The sequence below is a fragment of the Marivivens sp. LCG002 genome (assembly GCF_030264275.1).
In the GTDB taxonomy this organism is placed as follows: Bacteria; Pseudomonadota; Alphaproteobacteria; order Rhodobacterales; family Rhodobacteraceae; genus Marivivens.
In genome coordinates, this window is record NZ_CP127165.1 from 146,467 (window position 1) to 166,379 (window position 19,913).

Below are 19,913 nucleotides of genomic sequence, written 5' to 3' on the forward strand. Positions count from 1 at the left end.
CTGTTACATCGGCATGAACGGCGTGACCCAAGCCACGACAGCCGAAACGGTGAAAATACTGATCGCAGTGGAGATCAGGATCGAAGCGGACACGCGCGTCGGGGCAATACCGAAATGCGCGGCAAGGATATAGACGTTCCCTGCGACGGGAAGCGCCGATGCCGTGATCATCACGCCTGCTGCATAGGGATCGACATCAAAAACATAGAGCGCGGTAAAGGCGACGGCTGCGGGGTGCAGGATCAGTTTGCAGAACGAAAGCCAACCCGCCACCGCAACCCGCTCCGCCGATTTGGTGGCCAAAGAGGCACCGATTGCAAAGAGAGCGCCCGGCGTGGCGGCAGCGCCCAGAATGCCGAGAAACTGACCAACGGGCTTGGGCACTGAAATGTCGAGCGCCGAAACACTGAGCCCCAGAACAATCGAAACGATCATCGGGTTCGCCAGAAGCCCTTTGCCGATGGATTTCAGGATCGCAAACGACATGCGCCCATCGCGCGAGCCGTGGACAAGAATAACGACGAGCGAGGAGAAGACGATGAGGTCGACGCTCAGAATGACCATCACGGAAAGAACCGCGCGGTCTCCGAGGAGAATGGCGAGCATCGGAATGCCGAGAAAGCCAACGTTGCCGATGACGGCGACTTGGGCCTCGATTGCGGCTTCTTCGATCGGGAGTTTGCGCGCAAAGGCCACAATCGTTGCAACAAGGTAGATCGCCAAAGACGCCGTCAAATAGGCGGCGATGAAATTCCAGTCCAGAATATCCGAGAATTCGAGCCGTGCCGAAAACTGGAACAGAAGAGCCGATAGAGCGAAATAAAAGACGAATTTCGTAAGCGCTGCCGTCGCATCGGGCGAGAAAAAACCCGTCTTTCCTGCGCCGAAGCCGAAGCCGATCAACAGGAAAAACGGAAGTGTTTGTAAGAAGATTTCGATCATTCAGGCTTAACCGATGGAATAGCGAGCGGCAAAGACGGCCGAAAAGAGGATGGGCTGATGGATCAGATAGACCAAGAGACTGTGCCGCCCTGCCCATGATAGAATACGGATGGGCCTTGCCTGCGCATCACACATGCCAGCGACAACCGTCCAGCCGATGGCCGACTGGATCATCTTGGCGGTCGCCATTCCGAAGAGAAACACCCCGAACCATGGGAGGACCGGCACATAATCGACCATGGGCGGCATGGGTGTCGTGCGGGCAAGCCAGAGCCACCCCGTCCCTTCGAACAAGGGCCAAGGGAGGATATGGGGAAAAGACAGGATCAGCGCACCAAATGCGGCAAGAGCGATAGAGTTCCAGCCAAGAACCGCAAGCCCCAGAAGGCTCGCGACGAACATATGGTGCAGAATGCCGAAGCGCACATAGGCATAGCCGATGCTGAAATAGGTTGCGATGCTGACAACCACAGCCGCGGCGCCGATCATACCGAGCCTCTTGAGCACTTTGCGAATATCGGGTCGCCCGTCGAGCGATCCGATGACAAGGCTCATACCCGACAGAAAAATGAAACTCCCTGCGATCAGGCGGGCAAAGATGATCCAAGGCGTGCTTGCCATCGTGCCGCGTTCGACAAAGCCAAACGCTTCAAGGTCAAAGGTGAGATGGAACACCGCCATTGCAATCAGAGCAATCGTGCGCGCAATGTCGATTTGCGCGATCCTGAGAGTCCGAGGCGTCAACGCGGTATCCTTTTGCTGGCCGACCGAATCCGGCGGCGGTTTTTGGGCCTGAATTCCAGACCAATTCGCGACTTTGGGGCACAATGGCCTCTCCTCGCGTCGCTGCCAAGCCTTGGAAAGCGCGGATGTGTCGAAAGCAGAGCATTAATAGACGATTTTCGGACTTGACGGTAAGCCCCCCCAAAGCGACAACGGAGTGACATGGTGCCCCGCAAGTATTCGCAAAGCGAGTCAGGGGATAACCGGGAATGTGGTAACGGCAGATCCAGACAGGAGGCCAGAGTCCACAGCCGCCCCCGCGACTGTATGCGGTGAGCGCCCCCTTTATGCCACTGGGAAACCGGGAAGGCGGGGACAGCGCTACGACCCGCGAGCCAGGAGACCGACCTTGTGAACTGAAACCAATTCCCGTCGGGTGTGACGGGTTAGGAGAAAAGAATATGACCAAAGCACTTGTTGCCGTTCGCGCAAATACCGAAATCCTTGCAATCGTTTCCGCTGTCGTTCTCGGCTTCGGTCTCGTATTTGCAGCCGGCTTCAGCCATTCGGCGACCGCGCACGACATCGCGCACGACTCGCGTCACGCAATCGGCTTCCCCTGCCACTAAGTCGGCAGCGCATAGACTGATGTTCAAACAGGTTTTTACCAGCGCGTTGATCGCTGGTCTTGCTGCGGGGGCGCTCGCGGCCCTGTTGCAGTTCACCTTCGTTGTCCCGCTCCTGATGGAAGGCGAGTTATACGAGTTTTCCGAGCGCGTTCATTTTAGTGATGGGCAAATCGGATCACCGCGTCTCGCACCTGAAATCTGGGGCGAGCTTGCACGCCATTTCGGCACCTTTGGTTCGAACCTCGTGACCTATACGGGGTTCGCGCTCATCATGGTTGCCGCCTTCTTGCTGGCGCAAAAGTTCGGTAAGCGGATTGATGCACGTACGGGAATGATCTGGGGGCTTGCAGGGTTTCTTGCGGTGAACCTCGCGCCTGCGTTCGGTCTTCCGCCCGAGCTTCCTGGCACGGCTTCAGCCGGTCTCATCGCGCGTCAGACGTGGTGGCTCTTTGCTGCACTGGGAACAGTGTCCGGCGTGGCGCTTCTCGGGTTCGGGCGTAACCTCGGGACGGCACTTCTCGGGACGGTCGCAATCGCTGCGCCGCAACTTGTCGGTGCCCCGCATCTCGATGCCTATTATGGTGTTGCGCCGCCCGAACTCGCTACGCTTTACGCGGTGCGCAGTATCGGCGTCGCGGCGGTAGCTTGGATCGCGATGGGCTGGCTTGCAGGGTTCCTCTGGGAAAAATCCGAAGGCTAGGCGGGCACACGCCCGATCAAACAAAACCTGAGTTGGCCGATGGAGCGGACGTCATTGACGATCCCGTCATCGGCCAGCGCATATAGGCGGGCGAACTCTGCGATTTCGTGGGCTTGGCTCTCGGGGTCAACGCCAGAAAAGAGATAGGCGGCTTTGCCCGTCGCGCGAAACGACACGGTGACGGGCTTGCTGCACACGATCATGCAATCGGTTGTGGCGACTTCCGCGTCGACCATTCCACGCAACCGTTCGGCAAGCGCCGCCCCCATGGGCGCCGTATCCGCCGAGCGACAGCTTTCACAGATGGTGATCTTGTCCGCCATCGACTTTCCTTTCCGGTCCTCATGGGCCAAAGATACACTCGACCCATAACGGAGCGAACCATGGCTGCCAAGATTCCTGCAACTGTTGTCACCGGCTTTCTCGGCTCGGGCAAGACGACACTCATCCGTCACATGCTGCAAAACGCCAAAGGCAAGCGCATTGCGCTTATCATCAACGAATTCGGCGATCTCGGTGTCGACGGCGATATCCTCAAGGGGTGCGGTGACGAAACCTGTTCCGAAGACGATGTGATGGAGCTTTCGAACGGCTGTATCTGCTGCACCGTGGCCGACGATTTCATCCCCACAATGGAAAAGCTCCTTGCCCGCGAAAACCGTCCCGATCACATCGTGATCGAAACCTCGGGTCTTGCTCTGCCGCAGCCGCTTGTGCGCGCGTTCAATTGGCCGAGCGTTTCAACCAAAGTGACCGTGGATGGTGTCGTGACCGTCGTCGATGGCCGCGCCGTTCTCGATGGACGTTTTGCGCATAGTGTCGAGGCCGTCGACGCCCAGCGCAAGCTGGATGAGAACCTCGATCACGAGACCCCGCTCTCGGAACTCTTCGAAGACCAGATCGCTTGCGCGGATATGATCGTCGTCAACAAGACCGATCTTCTTTCCGCCGAAGAAGCAGAGGCCCTTGCCGCCAAGCTCAAGGCCGAAAGCCGCGACGGTGTGCAGGTCGTCAAAACGTCGATGGGTGCGCTTCCCGTCGATGTCCTGCTTGGTCAAGGCATTGGTGCAGAGAACGATCTTGAAGCCCGTCACGAGGTGCACCACCACCATCACCACGACGATGATCACGACCATGATGACGACGATGACGATCACGATCACCATCATCACGATCACGGCCATGACGAGTTCGAGAGCTTTGTCGTCACTTTGGGCGAAGTCGCAGATGCCAAAGCTTTTGCAACTCAGGTGTCCGACGTGATCCGCGCCCACGACATCCTTCGTCTCAAAGGTTTTGTTGCGGTTCAGGGTAAACCCATGCGCCTCACGCTTCAGGCTGTGGGTCCGCGCGTTGATACCTATTTCGATCAGCCCTTTGCAGGGGCCCGTGAAACCCGTCTTGTCGTCATCGGCGAGGCCGGACTTGATCGCGCTGCCATCGAAGAGGCGCTCTGCGCATGATTTTCGTAGAGCTCGCCGATCCCAAGACCCCGCGTGTGGTAGAACTGCTCGAAGCAAGCCATGCTTTGATGCAGAGCCTCTTTCCGCCCGAGGATAACTTCTTCTTGTCGATCGACGAGCTTTGCGTGCCCTCCATCCGCTTTTTCACCGCGCGCGAAGGCGCGGTGATCCAGGGCACTGGTGCCTTGGCGCTCAAGGATGGATATGGCGAAGTAAAGTCGATGTTTGTCGATCCCGACGCGCGTGGGCGCGGGATTGCGGATGCACTCTTGCGCCAGATCGAAGACGAGGCGCGCCGGCACAATCTTGAGTGGCTCAAGCTTGAAACAGGGAATTTGCTGTATGCCGCGCATAAAGTCTACGCGCGGCACGGGTTTGAGCTCTGCGGTCCATTCGGTGACTATCCCGACGCGCCGTCCAGCATCTTCATGCAAAAACGGTTGGGATGAAATCAGTCCTTGGACTTACCCTTGGCCGCTGCCGCTTTGAGCTTTGCAAGGAGCTCTTCTTTGGGCGCTTTTTGCATGTAGGGTGCTTCACCCTTTTTGCTGGGCTGGAAACGAGGCGCATTTGCCCCTTTTTTCGCATTGCCCGACTTTCCATAATCCATGATCAAGACCTCTCTGGCTTCTCTATGCTGATGCCTGAAAGCCAAAGCTGAGACAAGGACCGAACGAATGCATTTGCTCGCTGCGACCCCCGGAAACATCGATGACGGCAAGGAACCCGTCGATCTCGGGCAGACTCCGGCGGATGTTGTGGTGATTTCCGCTGCCGATACCGAACTTGCAGCGCTTTCTCAGGCACGGTCGGAAATGACGGATGCCCCGAGTCTTCGCTTGGCTTCGATGATGAATCTGATGCATCCGATGTCGGTGGACCTCCATCTGGACGATTGCGCGACCAAGTCCCGACTGGTCATCGCTCGTATCCTTGGAGGAGCGGGGTATTGGAAATACGGGTTCGAGCAGTATGCGGCCCGTCTTCATGAGGCGGGTGTACCTTTTGTCGCGCTTCCGGGGGATGATAAACCCGACGACGAACTCCGCCGCTTCTCGACGGTCGAGGACGAGGATTACGACGCGCTCTGGTCCTATCTGGTCGAGGGTGGCCCAGCCAACGCGGTCGCATTCCTGAACTATGCCAAAGCGATGCTTGATGGAGGAGACAAGCCCGCGGGCGCAGCACCGCTTTTGCGCGCGGGGATATACTGGCCGGGTGAGGACAAACCCGACTTGTCGATGCTGCGCGGTCAATGGATCGACGGCGCACCCGTGGTGCCTGTCGTGTTTTACCGCGCACTTGTTCAGGGTGCGGGCCTCAATCCGATCAACCGATTGACCAAATCGCTGTTGCGGGCTGGGCTGAACCCTCTTCCGGTTTTTGTTGCCTCCCTCAAGGATCCCGTATCGGTCGCAACCTTGGAGCAGCTTTTCACCAGCGCGCCGCCGTCCGTTATCCTCAATTGCACCTCCTTCGCGACTGGTTCGCCCCATGCAGGCGAAGGGTCCGAGAACCCGCTTGCTGCGACCTTTGCCAATGAAGCTCCCGTTTTTCAGGTGGTTCTTGCTGGAAGCAGTGAAAAGGCATGGGACGAAGGGCTTTCGGGTCTTTCTGGGCGCGACATCGCGATGAACGTCGCCCTGCCCGAAGTGGATGGGCGTATCCTCTCCCGTGCCATCAGTTTCAAGGGTGAGGCCTATTTCGACGAAGCCACGGAATGCCCCGTTGCCAGCTATCAGGCGCGCGGGGATCGGATTGACTTCGTGGTGGCGCTCGCCGCCAATTGGGCACGTCTGCGTCATCGGGCGGTTGCGGACCGCAAAGTTGCGCTCGTTCTTGCCAATTATCCGAACAAGGACGGTCGTTTGGCGAACGGGGTTGGTCTTGATACCCCTGCGGGCACCGCGCGTGTCATCGAAAAAATGGCCGAGGCGGGCTATGCTGTCGAGGATGCCCCCCATGGTCCCAAGGCGCTCATGGAACGTCTCATGGCGGGTCCGACGAATTGGCTCACAGATCGCGCCGAGCGAGAGGGGGGCGAAGTGCTGCCTCTGGCCGAGTATGTGCGCTATTTCGAGGCTCTTCCGTGGGAGGTCAAAGAACGCATCACCGACCGTTGGGGCGCTCCGGCTAACGATCCGTTCTGTGCCGAGGACGGTTTTGCCCTTTCGATCCATCGGTTCGGCAATGTGGTTGTGGGGCTTCAACCCGCGCGCGGCTATAACATCGATCCGACCGAGACCTATCACTCGCCCGATCTTGTGCCGCCACACAATTATCTCGCCTTCTATTTCTGGCTCCGCCACCACTGGGGTGCAGATGCGATCGCCCATATGGGCAAGCACGGCAATCTTGAATGGCTCCCCGGCAAGGCGATTGCCCTTTCCGAGACGTGCCTGCCCGAAGTGATCCTCGGACCTGTGCCGCATCTCTATCCTTTCATCGTCAACGATCCGGGTGAAGGTACGCAGGCCAAGCGGCGCGCTCAGGCGGTGATCATTGATCACCTTACGCCGCCTCTCACCCGCGCCGAGAGCTATGGACCGCTCCGCGATCTCGAAGCTTTGGTCGATGAATATTACGAGGCGGCGGGCGTCGATCCGCGCCGCATCGACCATTTGCGCCGCGAAATCCTTTCGCTTTCCGAGGTGACGGGGCTTGCCGCTGATGTCGGGATGTCGGGCGATCAAGAGGGCGATCTTGCCAAGCTCGATGCCTATCTCTGCGAGCTTAAAGAAGCGCAGATCCGCGATGGTCTGCATATTTTCGGGGCCTCTCCCGAGGGTGTGCAGGCGCGCGATCTTGCGATTGCGCTTGCGCGGGTTCCACGAGGTGCGGGTGTGGGGGGCGATTCCTCTTTGCTCCGCGCTCTGGCAGATGATCTCGAGCTCGGCTTTGATCCGCTCTCGGCCGATCTCGCCGAGACTTGGTTCGGGCCCAAGCCTTTGCTTTTGGATGGTGAGGGGGCTTGGCGCACCGCAGGGGATACCGTCGAACGTCTCGAGCTTTTGTCCCAGCGGTTGCTGGATGGTGCTGCGGCCCCCGGTCCTCGTTCCGCAGAGGTTCTTGCCGAGATCAACGATGTGATCCGGCCCACCGTTGCCGCCTGTGGGCCTGCGGAAGCGGCGGCTTTCCTCAAGGTGCTGGACGGTCGCGCCATTGCCGCGGGACCTTCGGGCGCGCCGACCCGCGGCCGCATGGACGTGCTTCCGACGGGACGCAATTTCTTCAGTGTGGACAGCCGCGCGGTTCCCACGCCCTCGGCTTGGGCCTTGGGATGGAAGTCTGCAAATCTCTTGATCGAAAAGCACCTCCAAGACCACGGGGATTGGCCGCGCACTATGCTTGTCACGGCCTGGGGCACCGCGAACATGCGCACCGGCGGTGATGACATCGCGCAGGCGCTTGCTCTCATGGGGGTAAAGCCCAAATGGGACAGCGCCAACCGCCGCGTGACGGGGTTCGAGATCCTGCCTCAAGGTGTGCTTGGCCGCCCGCGCGTCGACGTGACACTGCGCGTTTCGGGGTTTTTCCGCGATGCTTTCCCGCAGCTCATCGCATTGGTCGACAGTGCGGCACGTGCCGTTCAGGCTCTTGATGAAGACGAGAGCATGAACCCCGCCGCAGCGAGAACGCGGTCGGGCGAAGCCGCCGCGCGCGTCTATGGTTCCAAACCCGGTGCATACGGTGCAGGTTTGCAGGCGCTCATCGACGAGCGGATCTGGGCCGAAAAATCCGACCTCGGAAACGCCTATCTCGAGTGGGGCGGCTATGCCTATGGTGCGGACGGCGAGGGTGTTCGCGACCGCGAAGGGTTTGAACAGCGGTTGAGCCAGACCGAAGCCATCGTCCAGAATCAGGACAACCGCGAACATGATCTTCTCGATAGTGACGACTACTACCAGTTCGAGGGCGGTGCCGCCGCTGCGATCTCTACGCTTCAGGGGCGCGACCGCCCGATCTATCATAACGATCATTCGCGGCCCGAGCGCCCCGTGATCCGGACGCTGGACGACGAGATCGGGCGCGTTGTGCGCTTTCGCGTGGTCAATCCGAAATGGATCGAAGGGGTCAAGCGGCACGGTTATAAGGGCGCATTCGAGATCGCGGCCACGGTCGACTATCTCTTTGCTTTTGCGGCGACCACGGGCGCGGTCAAGAACCACCATTTCGACCTTGTCGAAGGGGCCTTCTTCGACGATCAGGACACAAGAGAGTTTATCGCGGAACACAACCCTTCGGCACTCCGAGAGATTGCGGAACGGCTCGAAGAAGCGATAGATCGCGGGCTTTGGGTGCCCCGTTCGAATTCGGCCCGCGCACGAATTTCCGCTCTTGCAAAAGGACTTAGCCCGGATACATGACAGAGTGTCGCATTAAACATTTATAATTTGTAATGTTTTAGATCCGCTCCTAATATATTTAATATTACTAATATATAAGGAGGGCATCATGACCCCGATTTCCAGTCGACCCGCAGATAATTGGTCGCCTCTTTATTTCCTCGCTTCGGTCGGGGCCGGTGGCCTTGCTGTTACGTTTTTCATGTATCTTCTGTTCTGGGTCCCGCACCCCAACGCAACGGTTCCGGTGTTCGAGGACATCGTCGCCGCATGGGGCAAAGGTAATCCCTGGCAACAGTTCGGAATTCTAGCCGCCATGCTCGGAATCGCGTTCTTCGCCTTTCAGAACATCCGATATCTGATCTGGAATTTCACCAAGTTCGCGGAATTCAAAAAGACAGAGAGCTATCAAAAACTCCGTCATTCGAACGGGGAAACCCAGCTTCTGGCGATGCCGCTTGCTGTTGCCATGTCGATCAACGGATTGTTCATCGTCGGTCTTGTCTTTGTGCCCAACCTCTGGAGCGTCGTCGAGTTTCTGTTCCCCGCTGCTATGGTGGCTTTCGTCCTGACAGGCCTTCTGGCTTTGCGGATGATCGGGCATTTCTTGGGCCGCGTGCTCTCTGAAGGCGGGCTTTTCGATGTCACCGCGCATAACTCCTTTGCACAGCTTCTTCCCGCCTTTGCGCTTGCCATGGTCGCCGTCGGTCTTTCGGCGCCTGCGGCAATGTCGACAAGCACAACCGTTGTCGGTGCTTCGCTTATTCTGTCGACCTTCTTCGGCCTGATCGCGTTGATCTATGTGGCTGTTGCATCTGTTACGGCGTTCAATTCGATGCTGCACTACGGAACCGCGAAAGAGGCCGCGCCGACCCTTATGATTGTCATTCCGCTCATGACGGTCTTGGGCATCATGACGCTTCGGCAGAACCACGGCCTTCACGCGGCCTTCGAGGCGCACAGCTCGAATATCGATACATTGATGACGCTCACACAGTTCTTGACGGTCCAGATCCTGTTTCTTTTGCTCGGCTTGACCGTGCTGCGCCGCCAAGCCTATGCCGCAACCTTTCTTACAGGTGACAAGAATTCGGCAGGGTCCTACGCCCTTGTTTGCCCGGGTGTAGCTCTTTCGGTGATGACCCAATTCTGGTTGCACAAGGGGCTTGTCGCTGTCGGTCTCGTCGCCAAGTTCAGCGTCACCTATTGGATCATCGTCGGTATCGCCTTGGCGTTCCAGTTCGCGATGATTGCGCTGGTCCTTCATTTGAACCGCCGTCACTTTGCGAAGTCCGCAAGCGTGGCTGTTCCCGCAGAATAAACCCTTCCCTTCCCGCAAGACCGAAATGGGCGCCGCATCTGGCGCCCATTTCATTTGCACCTTGCGCTTTTCCCTCCCTTTCCCCAGATTCAAAACTCAAACCGGAGGAGCAGATGACCGAAGATACCGAACGCCACGCCCAGAAGATGGCCAAGAAGAAAGCGGCGCGTGACAAGATCATGGCGACCAAGACCGACAAAAAGGGCCTTGTGATCGTCCATACGGGCAAGGGTAAAGGCAAATCGTCGGCAGCCTTTGGCATGATTTTCCGCTGTATCGCGCACGATATGAAATGCGCGGTTGTCCAATTCATCAAGGGCGGCATGTCCACGGGTGAGCGCGATCTCATCCTGAGCAAATTCACCGACATCTGTTCGTTCTATACAATGGGTGAAGGCTTTACTTGGGAGACACAGGACAAAACCCGCGATACCGAGATGGCCCAAGCCGCTTGGGAAAAGGCCAAAGAGCTCATTCGTGATCCGTCGAATACGATGGTGCTTTTGGACGAGATCAACATCGCGATCCGGTATGACTATGTGGACATCAAGGAGGTTGTCGCCTTCCTTCGTGATGAAAAGCCCGAAATGACGCATGTGGTCCTGACGGGGCGAAATGCCCACGACGACTTGATCGAGATTGCGGACCTTGTGACGGAAATGGAGCTGATCAAGCATCCCTTCCGCTCGGGGATCAAGGCCCAGATCGGCGTTGAATACTAGACGCCAGCGGGTCGAGAGCCGTAATCGGCTCTCGCCCTTACTCCGCCTTTAAGTCGCGTTTTTACGTTCAAGATTGGCGAGCGACTGCACGAATTTTTCCTTGCTCCAACGCTCGGCAACGGCCTGTCTGAGGTAATCGGCTTGGGTTTTGGGGGCGAGCCCGCCGATGGGTGGATTGCGATCCAGATTTGTCGGAAACGGATAGCCCTCGGCCGTAGCTGCGATCACGTTTGCAAGGTCAATCGTCTCACGGTCTTTGATCAAGGTCTCGAAGATCGCTTCGCACATACGGCTACGATTGACGCTCTCCATTGCGCGGCCGAATGCAGAGGACACCTGAAGCAGGTTCACGAGCCGATAGCGATCAGAGGTTCTGTTGGTCCCTGCGCCATGCATCACGGCGGGGTTAAAGAACACAAGGTCGCCTTTTTCCAAGGGCAACTGGACATAGTTATCCGCGAAATACGCCTGAAACTCGGGGCGACCGAAGGCAAGATAGCCTTCGTAGAACATCTGCGAAAACGGAAGAACCATGGTCGGGCCTGTTTCGATCGGCATATCGCAGTGCGCCACAGCTCCCTGAAGCGTGAGGAGCGGCGAAACCCCATGGATATACGAGGGGTATTCGGCCATCCGCGTGCTCGACATAAAACCGAGGTGATAGTCCCGATGCGGGGTCTGCGCCGCGCCCCCGGGGTTCACGCGATTGACTTGTGCCGTCATCTGATACGCCGGTCCAAGCCATGCCTCGGACGCAAGCGCGATGCCGTTGGAGCTGTAATACGCCGCAAAATTCGCAGGATCGGCAAGGCAGTGCTTTTCAAGTGAATTCCAGATGCGATCGTTCGCGCCGGGTTTTGCAAAATGGTCACCACCGCCAATGGCATTGGCCTTTTCGTCCCGGATGATGCTTTCGAAAATCTCGCTCGCGCGATCAATGGCGGCGTGATTGCCGAGGCCGTTCTTGATCACGATAATCCCCGCGCCTTTGGCAAATACCCGCGCCCATTCCGCAGTCAGACTTTTTCGATCATGGGGCGATTGAGCGGCCGCATCCACATCTTCGCCCGAATAGATCGGGATATTTCGGATGATGTCCTGCGCATGGGGGACATCGCCCGCTTTTGTGGTTTGTGCGACCTGAGCCTTGAACACTTCAAAGTCGCCGCTCTCGGCACTGATCCAGACCGGATCATCCATGTTTCTGTCTTGGAAATTCATTTCGGTCCTCCCGTTTTCAAGAAAGAAGTGACGCAGGACGGGAGAAAGCGATAGACAGAAAGAACCTCAAAATCACATCAAAACCATGCCGCAAAAATTCACGATCAAGGAAATCGCCTTTCAAGCCGGCCTAAGCCCCGCGACGGTGGATCGCGCGCTCCATAGCCGTGCTTCGGTTCGGCAGGTTACAAAAGACCGCGTCGAGGCGGCCATCGCCGAGCTTGATCGCCAGTATGCCGCCGCACGGCTTGATGGGCGCAAGTTCACCATCGACGTTGTGATCCAGTCGCCCAAGCGGTTTTCCCGCGCCGTGCGTCAGGCTTTCGAGGATGAATTACCGCTTGTTCGACCTGCCTCTTTCAGGATGCGCTTCCATCTTGAAGAGAGCATGGAAGAGCGGGAAATCATCGCGAAACTTTATTCAATCGCGCGCAGGGGCAGTCATGGTATCGTCCTCAAAGTGCCCGCCACCGTCGCAATCGAAACCTGCCTGCGCGAAATCGGTGCCCGCGGAGTCCCTATTGTCACCTATGTGACAGATGTCGCAGCGGATCTTCGACTTGCCTATGTCGGGATGGAGAACCGCAAAGCGGGCGCAACCGCTGCGCACCTCTTGAACAAGATGAAGTCACCGAAGCGGTCCAAGATCCTCCTCACGCTGTCGAGCCAGACATTTCAGGGCGAAGAGCAACGCCGTGTCGGATTTCTCGACTATTTCGCGCGCCGAAATCCGACGCAGGACATCGTTTCGGTGTCCGAGGGTCTTGGCGTGAACCGAACCACCAAGACGCTGGTTCTGGGCGCACTCGAGGCGCACCCCGATATCGACTCGGTCTATTCCATAGGTGGAGGAAATCGCGCGATCCTCGACGCCTTTGCCGAGGCGCGACGTCCCATAGATATCTTTGCCGCCCACGATCTCGACCGCACGAACAAACAGCTTCTACAGGATGGCAAGCTGAGCTTTGTGCTCCACCACAATTTCCGTCAGGACGCGCGGCGGGTCTCTCTCTTGTTTCTCAAACACTATCGTCTCGTTCCCGATACGATCGAGATCGAGGAGGCGGATATCGGCATAGCAGTGCCTCTTTGAGTGCAATGAACCAGCACCCGAAGAATCTTACCTGATAGTAGTTAAAGGCGGCCAAGCAATTCGCGTGTCGGCCAGGCATCAGCGGGAAGCCCGAGCCGCTCTTGTTCGGTTTGAACGGCCTCGCGCGTCATCTCGCCGATAATGCCGTCCGCGCCGCCCACGTCATAACCCCGCGCTTCGAGTTTGCGCTGGAGACTGACGATTTCTTCTCCCGAAAGACCAACATCGGGTGACCCTGCGTTATAGGCGGGAGCGCCCATCAGGCGTGTCGCGAAATAGGCTGCGGTGGTCACGTAAACCATCGACTTGTTCCATTCGAAATAGACGCGGAAATTGGGATAGGCGAGGAAGGCAGGCCCTTTGCGTCCGACAGGAAGGAGAACCGAAGCTTGGAGGTTCGGATTGCCGAGTGTGCCGCTCCTTGGGGTCACTCCAAGACGCGCCCAGTCTGCTTCGCTCATCGCGTGGTTCAGACCTGTTTTTGACCAGTCGAGGTTCTCTGGAACCGTAACCTCCACCAGCCAAGGTTCATTCGGGCGCCACCCCAGAGAAGAGAGCATCGCAGCCCCCGACATGAGTGCATCGGGAGAAGACCCCTTGAGATCGACGTGCCCGTCGCCATCCCCGTCACGTCCGTTTTCTATGATATCCTTGGGGAGCATCTGCACTTGCCCGATTTCACCCGCCCAAGCCCCAGTTGTTTTCCTCGGTTCGAAATCGCCGCGTTTAAAGAGTTCGAGCGCTGCGAAAATCTGTGGACGGAAAAGCTCGGGACGGCGGCAATCATGGGACAGCGTCACAAGGGCGTTCAAAGTGTTGAAGTTGCCCTGCACTTGGCCGAAATCGGTCTCGAAGGCCCAGAATGCCAAGAGCACGCCTTTGGGGATACCGTATTCGCGCTGGATGCGATCAAAGACCGATGCATAGCGGTCACCATAGATGCGACCGTTGTCGATGCGGTTCTGCGAGATCAACGAACGCGAGAAGTCGAGGAAGTTCTTTTGGAAAACCCCTTGGGCGCGGTCGGCTTTGAGAACTGCGCCGTCTTGGGCCACACCGTTAAAGAACGTGTCGATTTGGGTCTGGGAATATCCAAGGCTTGCCGCTTCGGATTTTAGTCCTGTGACAAAGGACTGAAAACTGCCTCCGCAAGATTGCGCTGATGCGGTTTGGGCAAGAAGAGCGGCTGAAACGGCAAGAATGGCTGAACGCATGTAATCCTCCTGGTTGAGAAGGAGCCTAGCGAGATGGCAACTTGGTGCAAGTCTCTAGAACAGAGCCAGCAAGACCACGCCGACAAATGTGATCCCCCATGCCTGCCAGAGAGTGCGGCATGCGCGATTGATGTCATCGGGTGTCACGTTTTCGCGCGCGCCTGCGTTGACAAAGGGATAGTGCCGCATTTCCCCTTCATAGGACCGCGGACCCGAAAGAGCGATCCGCAGAACCCGTGACATCGCGGCCTCGGGCCATCCTGCGTTGGGGCTTCGATGAAGCGCGGCGTCTTTGCGTATGTCGCCAAGTGAGGGGAGCGGCCGCGTTGTCAGGGCAATGAGAAGCGCGGTGATCCGGGCAGGCACCCAGTTCAACACGTCATCAAAGCGCGCTGCGGCCCATCCGAATTGCTCGTGCCGCGGGGTGCGATAGCCGATCATACTGTCTGCGGTATTGGTGATCTTATAGATCAAAAGTCCGGGCAATCCGAGGAGTGCGAACCAGAAAATCGGCGCAATCACCCCATCGGAAAAATTCTCGGCTGCACTTTCGATTGCAGCGCGTGAGACCGCAGCCCGGTCCATCTCTTTAGTGTCGCGTCCGACAATCCAGCCGACGCGGCGACGACCTTCGTCGAGCGATAGGCGCAGTGCCGAAGCAACGGCGGCAACATGCTCGACCAGCGATTTTTGCGCGATCAGGATTGCACCGATCACGACATCGACAACGCCGAACGGAAGCGCCTCGAGCATCACCCCCAACAGCCCGAAGCCAAGGCAAAGGGCTCCGAAACTCAGCATACCCTTGAGCTTGCGCGCTCGACCTTGATTGAAGCGCTCATCGACAAAGGACACGCAACGACCCATCAACACAGCAGGATGCGTAAAGCGGTCCCAAAGCCATTTGGGTTCTCCGAAAATAGCATCAAGGATCATCGAAAGAGCAACGATCACAGCGCGTCCTCGAGTTGTGTCCAGCGATCGGGATGCGGAAGACCGAGACGGACCCATCGGTTCGAATAGGGGAAAATACGCGACAGGACCTTACCTTTGGCAAGGTGGTTTCGCCAGCCTTCGGCGCTTTCGGTGTCGTAGAGACGAAAGAGAGTCGTGCCCCCAAGCGGAGTTGCCCCATTTGCGCTCATCAAGGCGTCAAGCCGCGCGGCATCCTCGGCCAGTCGCTCGCGGGTCCGCTCTGCCCATTCGTGATCGCAAAGCGCGCGCGCTCCGATCTCGAGTGCGGGCCCTGAAACACTCCACGGTCCCAAACGTTCGCGCAGTGATGCGACCAATTCGGGGTCCCCGATCACAAACCCGAGCCGAAGTCCTGCGAGGCCCCAGAACTTTCCAAAGCTCTTGAGGATCAGAACGCCCTTTTTCGAACTGTGTTCGATCAAAGACAGGGCAGAGGTCACGTCGCAAAAGCTCTCGTCGATAATTGTGAGCCTACGGTTTTGAAACACGCCCGCGTCTACGACCCGCCCGTCGGGATTGTTCGGATGCACGTAAATGTGGGTTTGAAGCGAACCGTCGTTGTCTGAGACGGTTTTACCCATCTGGCGAAAGGCGGCGGCATGTTCGTTATAGGTCGGTCCCGGAATATAGGCCCCGTCCTGCGCAATTTCGGGCATGCGCGCAATCAGGGCAGATGCACCGTTCGCCGCAAGCACTGCCGCCTCTTGCGGGACGTTCCAGAATGAACGCGCAGCGCGTTCCAATTCAGAAAGCGCGCGTTGATCAGGGAGGTCGTTCCATGCGGACGCAGAAATCGCGCCGATCGGGTAGGGCACAGGGTTGATCCCCGTCGACAGGTCAAGCCACTCGTCGCGCCGACCGCCCCACGTTTCGATTGCGGCATCGACACCGCCGCCATGATCCCTCTTGAGTGTCATCAGTCTTTGGGCAGAGGCGGGTGGCGGGTCACAAAATGCCCTTTGACGCCGACGGGCCACTCACGGAACGGTACTTGTCCTGTTTCGCTTTGGGCGTGTTTGACGGCGTAGTCCACGATAGCTTCTGCGCTTTCCTGATCGGGTTCGAAACGACCGAGAGTATAGGCAAGCTTGCCCTCGGACTGTATCGCGATGTTACAGCCATGGGTGCACCCCATGAGACAGGAAACACGTCGCGTGCGAACTGTTTCGCGACCTTCTGCGGCCGCTTCGATCAGAATGGCAAGCTCTTCGCCGTCTGTGCGTGTCTTGCCGCTCGTCGCCCAGTCCTCGCGTTTACAGGTGTCGCAGATCGTGATCCAGCTTGTCATTTGTCTCTCCATATCACGGGGTTGAAAGCGGATTTTTGCCGCTTTCGCAAGTGCCTTCACGTCATCTCGATTGCGGCACATTTGTTAACGCATCGTTAAACTTTTGGAGCGAAACCCAAGGTGCGTAGTGCGTTGTCGGAGGTGCAATCGACAAAACGTCGGGGGCCTGATGAAAGTTTTGATTGTTGAAAATAATCCGAATCTCAGTTGGATTTGGAAGCGCCATATCGAGAGACTTGGCAATGCAGTGGATGTTGCAGACGGCGTTGACGAGGCGATGGACGCCGTAAGGCGCGAGGACTTCGACGTCATGCTCGTGGACCTCGTTCTCCCTGACGGGAGCGCGCTCGGGCTTGCCGATTGGGCGCGTATCCGTTCCCCCAAAACCAACGTGGTTTTTGTCACGGATACGACCTTTTTCTCGGACGGTTCGCTCTTTGCTTTTAGCGCCAATGCCAGAGCCTTGGTCAAATGCGAAACGGACCCGAACGATGTCGCCGAGATTGTCACGCATTATGGCCAGCGCGGTTGATCACCCGCGTCCGTGCGGTGCATTCCAGTCAAGATCGGGGCCGACAGGAACAACGCGGGTCGGATTAATCATATCGTGGCTATAGTAATAATGGGCGGTGATATGATCGAGATCGAGCGTTTCCGCGACGCCGGGACGCTGGTATAGCTCGCGCGTATATGCCCAGATATTGGGATAATCGACGATACGGCGACGGTTGCACTTGAAGTGTCCGTGATACACGGCATCGAACCGCACCAGCGTGGTCCAAAGTCGCCAGTCCGCCTCGGTCAATGCCTCGCCAAGGAGATAGCGATTGCGCGAAAGGGTGTCTTCGATCCAGTCAAGGCTCTCGAAGAGCGGCTCGACCGCCTCTTCGTATGCGCCTTGTGTGGTTGCAAAGCCTGATTTATATACCCCGTTGTTCACCGTGTCGTAGATGCGTTCGTTCACCGCTTCGATCTTGTCACGAAGAGCCTCCGGCCAATAGTCGTCCGTGTTTCCGGTGATGCCGTCAAAGGCCGAATTGAACATACGGATGATTTCCGAGCTTTCATTCGAGACGATGGTTCCCTGTTCCTTGTCCCAGAGGATCGGGACCGTCACCCGACCCGAGATTTTCGGGTCCGCCTTGGTGTAGATCTCGCGTAGAAAATCGAAACCGAAAAGCGTGTCCCCCGTCGCGCCGTCGAAATCGGTCCCGAAGGTCCAGCCGTCCGAAAGCATATGGGGATGAACCACCGAGACTGAGATGTGATCGGCAAGTCCCTTGATCGCGCGGAAGACAAGGGTTCTATGGGCCCAAGGGCAAGCCAGCGAGACATAGAGATGATAGCGACCGCGCTCTGCCTTGAACCCTGCGTCACCTGTCGGACCAGCGGCGCCGTCTGCGGTGATCCAATTGCGGAAGCCTGCGGTCGAGCGCACGAATTTGCCACCCGTCGATTCGGTATCGTACCATTTGTCGATCCACGTTCCGTTTTCGAGATAGCCCATTTTGCACTCCGTCTTTCGTTTTCCTTATTCAAAACCTAGCCCATCGCGCTCGGTTCTCAAACATTCCCAGCGCGCATGTCTCGTGCAGCATTGCACAGGTCGGTTTCCGACTTCGGTGCGACGTTTAACCATTTGCACCCCGACGGTGTGCAATATACCCTGTCCGCTGACGAAGCCCATTTGGGCCAGAGAGGTTGGTGGCGAAGCGGTTGACCCAATTGGGGACCAGATCGTTACGTCGTCGGCACCGCGAGAGCGGCTCTCTGGTATTTGACGGAGATTGCTCATGCGTATCGCATTCACCCTGTTTCTGATCCTGACCGCGCAGTCTGCTGCGGCACATGTCGGTCATCTCGGCGAGTTTGCAGGCCATGACCATTTGGTGGCGGGTGCCGCACTTGGTCTTGCGATCCTCCTCGGGCTTCGTGAAGCGCTCAAGGGGCGCAAGGATGAAGTCGAGCCTGCCGAAGAAACCGAGGCGGAAGAAAGCGAAGAAGCAACAGCATGAAAACCGGTGTAATGATTTGCGGCCACGGCTCTCGGAGCAAGGCCGCAGTGGACGAATTCAAAGTTCTTGCTGAAAAGCTGCCTGCCTATCTGCCTTCCGATTGGGTCGTGGACTATGGTTATCTCGAGTTTGCCAATCCTGTGATCCGCGACGGGCTCGACAACCTGCGCGAGGCCGGCTGCGAACGTATTCTGGCTGTTCCGGGCATGCTTTTTGCCGCGATGCACTCCAAGAACGACATTCCGACCGTGCTCAATACCTATGCGGCCAAGCACAACATCGAAGTCAAATACGGCCGCGAGTTGGGCGTCGATCCCAAAATGATCGCTGCCGCGGCGGATCGCATCCAGGAAGCCATCAATGCCGCCAACTCCAAAGCGGGGGACGTGCCTCTGCACGAAACCTGTCTTGTTGTGATCGGTCGTGGCGCCTCTGACCCCGATGCCAATGCCAACGTATCCAAAATTGCACGCATCCTTTGGGAGGGCATGGGGTTCGGTTGGTGCGAGGTCGGCTATTCGGGGGTGACCTTCCCTCTTGTCGAGCCCGCGCTCCAGCATGTGGCCAAGCTCGGCTACAAGCGCGTTGTCGTTTTTCCTTATTTCCTGTTCACGGGTATCCTGATCGACCGTATCTATGGCTTCACCGATCAGGTCGCCGCGCAGCACCCCGATATCCATTTCGTCAAGGCGGGGTATCTCAACGATCACCCCAAAGTGCTCGAAACCTTTGCCGAGCGGATCAAAGAGCAGAACGGAAAGTCGGTCATCCCGAACTGTGCGATTTGCCCGTTCCGTGAGCAGGTCCTTTCCTTCGAAGGCGGTGAGCACAAGCACATCAAGCCATCGGAACGTCTTGGCGGGATCAAAGTGAGCGATCACCCCGCGTTCGGCGATATGCCTCCGCCGACCTGTGTTCTGTGTAAATACCGCACGCAGGTGATCGGCTTCGAGTCCGAGGTCGGCGCGATCCAGGAAAGCCACCATCACCACGTCGAAGGTCAGGGTGCTTCGGCTCCGGGATCGAACGTGGCCGATTGCACGCTTTGCGATACCTTCTGCACGGGCATGTGCCGTCTCAAGGCGCAGGACCACCACCATCATGATCACCACCATGGTCACGATCACGGGCATCATCACCACGGGCATGACCATCACCACCATCATGCGGCCTATCCTCAGGCGGATCACCCGCACGGGCCGAAAAGTGTGTTGAAAACCAACAAGCGCTGAGCCGCATACCCGTCATTTCGCCAAAGGCA

21 protein-coding genes and 1 riboswitch are annotated in these 19,913 nt (G+C 57.7%); of the genes, 11 read left to right on the plus strand and 10 right to left on the minus strand.

The genetic code is table 11. The annotated features are described in order from the left end of the window. Window positions 1-3: 3 nt before the first annotated feature. On the minus strand, window positions 4-942 hold the full coding sequence (locus tag QQG91_RS00720; protein ID WP_285771071.1) for an AEC family transporter: 939 nt from the start codon (window positions 940-942) through the stop codon (window positions 4-6). Window positions 943-948: 6 nt separating this feature from the next. Continuing rightward, window positions 949-1,686 carry a heparan-alpha-glucosaminide N-acetyltransferase gene (locus QQG91_RS00725; RefSeq protein WP_285771072.1) on the minus strand — a complete coding sequence of 246 codons (738 nt, stop codon included), beginning with the start codon at window positions 1,684-1,686 and terminating at the stop codon, window positions 949-951. Window positions 1,687-1,872: 186 nt separating this feature from the next. Continuing rightward, window positions 1,873-2,091, plus strand: a riboswitch (cobalamin riboswitch). Between the two features lie 35 nt (window positions 2,092-2,126). Between QQG91_RS00725 and QQG91_RS00730 the strand changes: the two genes are divergently transcribed. Both QQG91_RS00730 and QQG91_RS00735 read left to right on the plus strand, forming a co-directional pair. Beyond that, window positions 2,127-2,294, plus strand: a complete 168-nt coding sequence (locus QQG91_RS00730; protein WP_285771073.1) for a CbtB domain-containing protein — start codon at window positions 2,127-2,129, stop codon at window positions 2,292-2,294. A 19-nt stretch (window positions 2,295-2,313) separates the two neighbouring features. Beyond that, window positions 2,314-2,994: a CbtA family protein gene (locus QQG91_RS00735; protein ID WP_285771074.1), complete on the plus strand. Its 681-nt coding sequence runs from the start codon at window positions 2,314-2,316 to the stop codon at window positions 2,992-2,994. Here the strand turns inward: QQG91_RS00735 and QQG91_RS00740 are convergent. Further along, a complete protein-coding gene (locus tag QQG91_RS00740; protein ID WP_285771075.1) occupies window positions 2,991-3,317 on the minus strand; it encodes a DUF1636 family protein in 327 nt (108 codons plus the stop codon). The genes QQG91_RS00735 and QQG91_RS00740 overlap by 4 nt on opposite strands. A gap of 60 nt (window positions 3,318-3,377) precedes the next feature. Here QQG91_RS00740 and cobW point away from each other — a divergent pair, with 60 nt between their 5' ends. Together cobW and QQG91_RS00750 are read left to right on the plus strand one after the other, a co-directional pair. Further along, complete coding sequence (gene cobW, locus QQG91_RS00745) at window positions 3,378-4,457, plus strand: cobalamin biosynthesis protein CobW (protein ID WP_285771076.1); 1,080 nt, start codon at window positions 3,378-3,380, stop codon at window positions 4,455-4,457. After that, complete coding sequence (locus QQG91_RS00750) at window positions 4,454-4,906, plus strand: GNAT family N-acetyltransferase (RefSeq protein ID WP_285771077.1); 453 nt, start codon at window positions 4,454-4,456, stop codon at window positions 4,904-4,906. The genes cobW and QQG91_RS00750 overlap by 4 nt, the downstream gene beginning before the upstream one ends. Before the next feature lie 2 nt (window positions 4,907-4,908). Here the strand turns inward: QQG91_RS00750 and QQG91_RS00755 are convergent, their stop codons facing one another. Further along, window positions 4,909-5,067, minus strand: a complete 159-nt coding sequence (locus QQG91_RS00755) for a hypothetical protein (protein WP_285771078.1) — start codon at window positions 5,065-5,067, stop codon at window positions 4,909-4,911. 67 nt (window positions 5,068-5,134) lie between these two features. Between QQG91_RS00755 and cobN the strand changes: the two genes are divergently transcribed. The 3 genes from cobN (at window position 5,135) to cobO (ending at window position 10,846) form a co-directional block, all read left to right on the plus strand. Next, complete coding sequence (cobN, locus tag QQG91_RS00760; RefSeq protein ID WP_285771079.1) at window positions 5,135-8,824, plus strand: cobaltochelatase subunit CobN; 3,690 nt, start codon at window positions 5,135-5,137, stop codon at window positions 8,822-8,824. Between the two features lie 88 nt (window positions 8,825-8,912). Continuing rightward, a complete protein-coding gene (locus QQG91_RS00765; protein WP_285771080.1) occupies window positions 8,913-10,124 on the plus strand; it encodes a TsoY family (seleno)protein in 1,212 nt (403 codons plus the stop codon). A 113-nt stretch (window positions 10,125-10,237) separates the two neighbouring features. Continuing rightward, window positions 10,238-10,846: a cob(I)yrinic acid a,c-diamide adenosyltransferase gene (gene cobO / locus QQG91_RS00770; RefSeq protein WP_285771081.1), complete on the plus strand. Its 609-nt coding sequence runs from the start codon at window positions 10,238-10,240 to the stop codon at window positions 10,844-10,846. Between the two features lie 48 nt (window positions 10,847-10,894). On the opposite strand, the gene QQG91_RS00775 is transcribed toward cobO, so the two are convergent. Next, on the minus strand, window positions 10,895-12,067 hold the full coding sequence (locus QQG91_RS00775; protein WP_285771082.1) for a phytanoyl-CoA dioxygenase family protein: 1,173 nt from the start codon (window positions 12,065-12,067) through the stop codon (window positions 10,895-10,897). Window positions 12,068-12,152: 85 nt separating this feature from the next. On the opposite strand from QQG91_RS00775, the gene QQG91_RS00780 reads away from it, so the two are divergent. Further along, entirely contained in the window at window positions 12,153-13,160 is a 1,008-nt protein-coding gene (locus QQG91_RS00780) for a LacI family DNA-binding transcriptional regulator (RefSeq protein WP_285771083.1), read from the plus strand. A gap of 41 nt (window positions 13,161-13,201) precedes the next feature. Here QQG91_RS00780 and QQG91_RS00785 read toward each other — a convergent pair whose 3' ends face one another. From QQG91_RS00785 to QQG91_RS00800, 4 genes are read right to left on the minus strand one after another with little or no spacing between them, the layout of a single operon-like run. Beyond that, window positions 13,202-14,374 carry a lytic murein transglycosylase gene (locus QQG91_RS00785; RefSeq protein WP_285771084.1) on the minus strand — a complete coding sequence of 391 codons (1,173 nt, stop codon included), beginning with the start codon at window positions 14,372-14,374 and terminating at the stop codon, window positions 13,202-13,204. A gap of 54 nt (window positions 14,375-14,428) precedes the next feature. Beyond that, complete coding sequence (cbiB, locus tag QQG91_RS00790) at window positions 14,429-15,328, minus strand: adenosylcobinamide-phosphate synthase CbiB (protein WP_285771085.1); 900 nt, start codon at window positions 15,326-15,328, stop codon at window positions 14,429-14,431. Further along, window positions 15,325-16,266, minus strand: a complete 942-nt coding sequence (locus tag QQG91_RS00795; protein WP_285771086.1) for a threonine-phosphate decarboxylase — start codon at window positions 16,264-16,266, stop codon at window positions 15,325-15,327. The genes cbiB and QQG91_RS00795 overlap by 4 nt, the downstream gene beginning before the upstream one ends. Beyond that, window positions 16,266-16,637 carry a DUF1636 family protein gene (locus tag QQG91_RS00800; RefSeq protein WP_285771087.1) on the minus strand — a complete coding sequence of 124 codons (372 nt, stop codon included), beginning with the start codon at window positions 16,635-16,637 and terminating at the stop codon, window positions 16,266-16,268. The genes QQG91_RS00795 and QQG91_RS00800 overlap by 1 nt, the downstream gene beginning before the upstream one ends. Before the next feature lie 169 nt (window positions 16,638-16,806). On the opposite strand from QQG91_RS00800, the gene QQG91_RS00805 reads away from it, so the two are divergent. Continuing rightward, window positions 16,807-17,169, plus strand: coding sequence for a response regulator (locus QQG91_RS00805; RefSeq protein WP_285771088.1), 363 nt, complete (start codon window positions 16,807-16,809; stop codon window positions 17,167-17,169). Here the strand turns inward: QQG91_RS00805 and QQG91_RS00810 are convergent, their stop codons facing one another. Next, window positions 17,170-18,144, minus strand: a complete 975-nt coding sequence (locus QQG91_RS00810) for a glutathione S-transferase family protein (protein WP_285771089.1) — start codon at window positions 18,142-18,144, stop codon at window positions 17,170-17,172. A 286-nt stretch (window positions 18,145-18,430) separates the two neighbouring features. On the opposite strand from QQG91_RS00810, the gene QQG91_RS00815 reads away from it, so the two are divergent. Then, a complete protein-coding gene (locus QQG91_RS00815) occupies window positions 18,431-18,652 on the plus strand; it encodes a DUF6732 family protein (RefSeq protein WP_285771090.1) in 222 nt (73 codons plus the stop codon). Next, window positions 18,649-19,884: a sirohydrochlorin chelatase gene (locus tag QQG91_RS00820; RefSeq protein ID WP_285771091.1), complete on the plus strand. Its 1,236-nt coding sequence runs from the start codon at window positions 18,649-18,651 to the stop codon at window positions 19,882-19,884. Before QQG91_RS00815 ends, QQG91_RS00820 begins: the two co-directional genes overlap by 4 nt. Window positions 19,885-19,913: the final 29 nt, after the last annotated feature.

What these genes read in the sequence shown, in the direction of transcription:
- QQG91_RS00720 (WP_285771071.1), bottom strand. Translation starts at nt 942, where the DNA reads ATGATCGAAATCTTCTTACAAACACTTCCGTTTTTCCTGTTGATCGGC.
- QQG91_RS00730 (WP_285771073.1), top strand. Translation starts at nt 2,127, where the DNA reads ATGACCAAAGCACTTGTTGCCGTTCGCGCAAATACCGAAATCCTTGCA.
- QQG91_RS00735 (WP_285771074.1), top strand. Translation starts at nt 2,314, where the DNA reads ATGTTCAAACAGGTTTTTACCAGCGCGTTGATCGCTGGTCTTGCTGCG.
- QQG91_RS00740 (WP_285771075.1), bottom strand. Translation starts at nt 3,317, where the DNA reads ATGGCGGACAAGATCACCATCTGTGAAAGCTGTCGCTCGGCGGATACG.
- cobW (WP_285771076.1), top strand. Translation starts at nt 3,378, where the DNA reads ATGGCTGCCAAGATTCCTGCAACTGTTGTCACCGGCTTTCTCGGCTCG.
- QQG91_RS00750 (WP_285771077.1), top strand. Translation starts at nt 4,454, where the DNA reads ATGATTTTCGTAGAGCTCGCCGATCCCAAGACCCCGCGTGTGGTAGAA.
- QQG91_RS00755 (WP_285771078.1), bottom strand. Translation starts at nt 5,067, where the DNA reads ATGGATTATGGAAAGTCGGGCAATGCGAAAAAAGGGGCAAATGCGCCT.
- cobN (WP_285771079.1), top strand. Translation starts at nt 5,135, where the DNA reads ATGCATTTGCTCGCTGCGACCCCCGGAAACATCGATGACGGCAAGGAA.
- QQG91_RS00765 (WP_285771080.1), top strand. Translation starts at nt 8,913, where the DNA reads ATGACCCCGATTTCCAGTCGACCCGCAGATAATTGGTCGCCTCTTTAT.
- cobO (WP_285771081.1), top strand. Translation starts at nt 10,238, where the DNA reads ATGACCGAAGATACCGAACGCCACGCCCAGAAGATGGCCAAGAAGAAA.
- QQG91_RS00775 (WP_285771082.1), bottom strand. Translation starts at nt 12,067, where the DNA reads ATGAATTTCCAAGACAGAAACATGGATGATCCGGTCTGGATCAGTGCC.
- QQG91_RS00780 (WP_285771083.1), top strand. Translation starts at nt 12,153, where the DNA reads ATGCCGCAAAAATTCACGATCAAGGAAATCGCCTTTCAAGCCGGCCTA.
- QQG91_RS00785 (WP_285771084.1), bottom strand. Translation starts at nt 14,374, where the DNA reads ATGCGTTCAGCCATTCTTGCCGTTTCAGCCGCTCTTCTTGCCCAAACC.
- QQG91_RS00795 (WP_285771086.1), bottom strand. Translation starts at nt 16,266, where the DNA reads ATGACACTCAAGAGGGATCATGGCGGCGGTGTCGATGCCGCAATCGAA.
- QQG91_RS00800 (WP_285771087.1), bottom strand. Translation starts at nt 16,637, where the DNA reads ATGACAAGCTGGATCACGATCTGCGACACCTGTAAACGCGAGGACTGG.
- QQG91_RS00805 (WP_285771088.1), top strand. Translation starts at nt 16,807, where the DNA reads ATGAAAGTTTTGATTGTTGAAAATAATCCGAATCTCAGTTGGATTTGG.
- QQG91_RS00810 (WP_285771089.1), bottom strand. Translation starts at nt 18,144, where the DNA reads ATGGGCTATCTCGAAAACGGAACGTGGATCGACAAATGGTACGATACC.
- QQG91_RS00815 (WP_285771090.1), top strand. Translation starts at nt 18,431, where the DNA reads ATGCGTATCGCATTCACCCTGTTTCTGATCCTGACCGCGCAGTCTGCT.
- QQG91_RS00820 (WP_285771091.1), top strand. Translation starts at nt 18,649, where the DNA reads ATGAAAACCGGTGTAATGATTTGCGGCCACGGCTCTCGGAGCAAGGCC.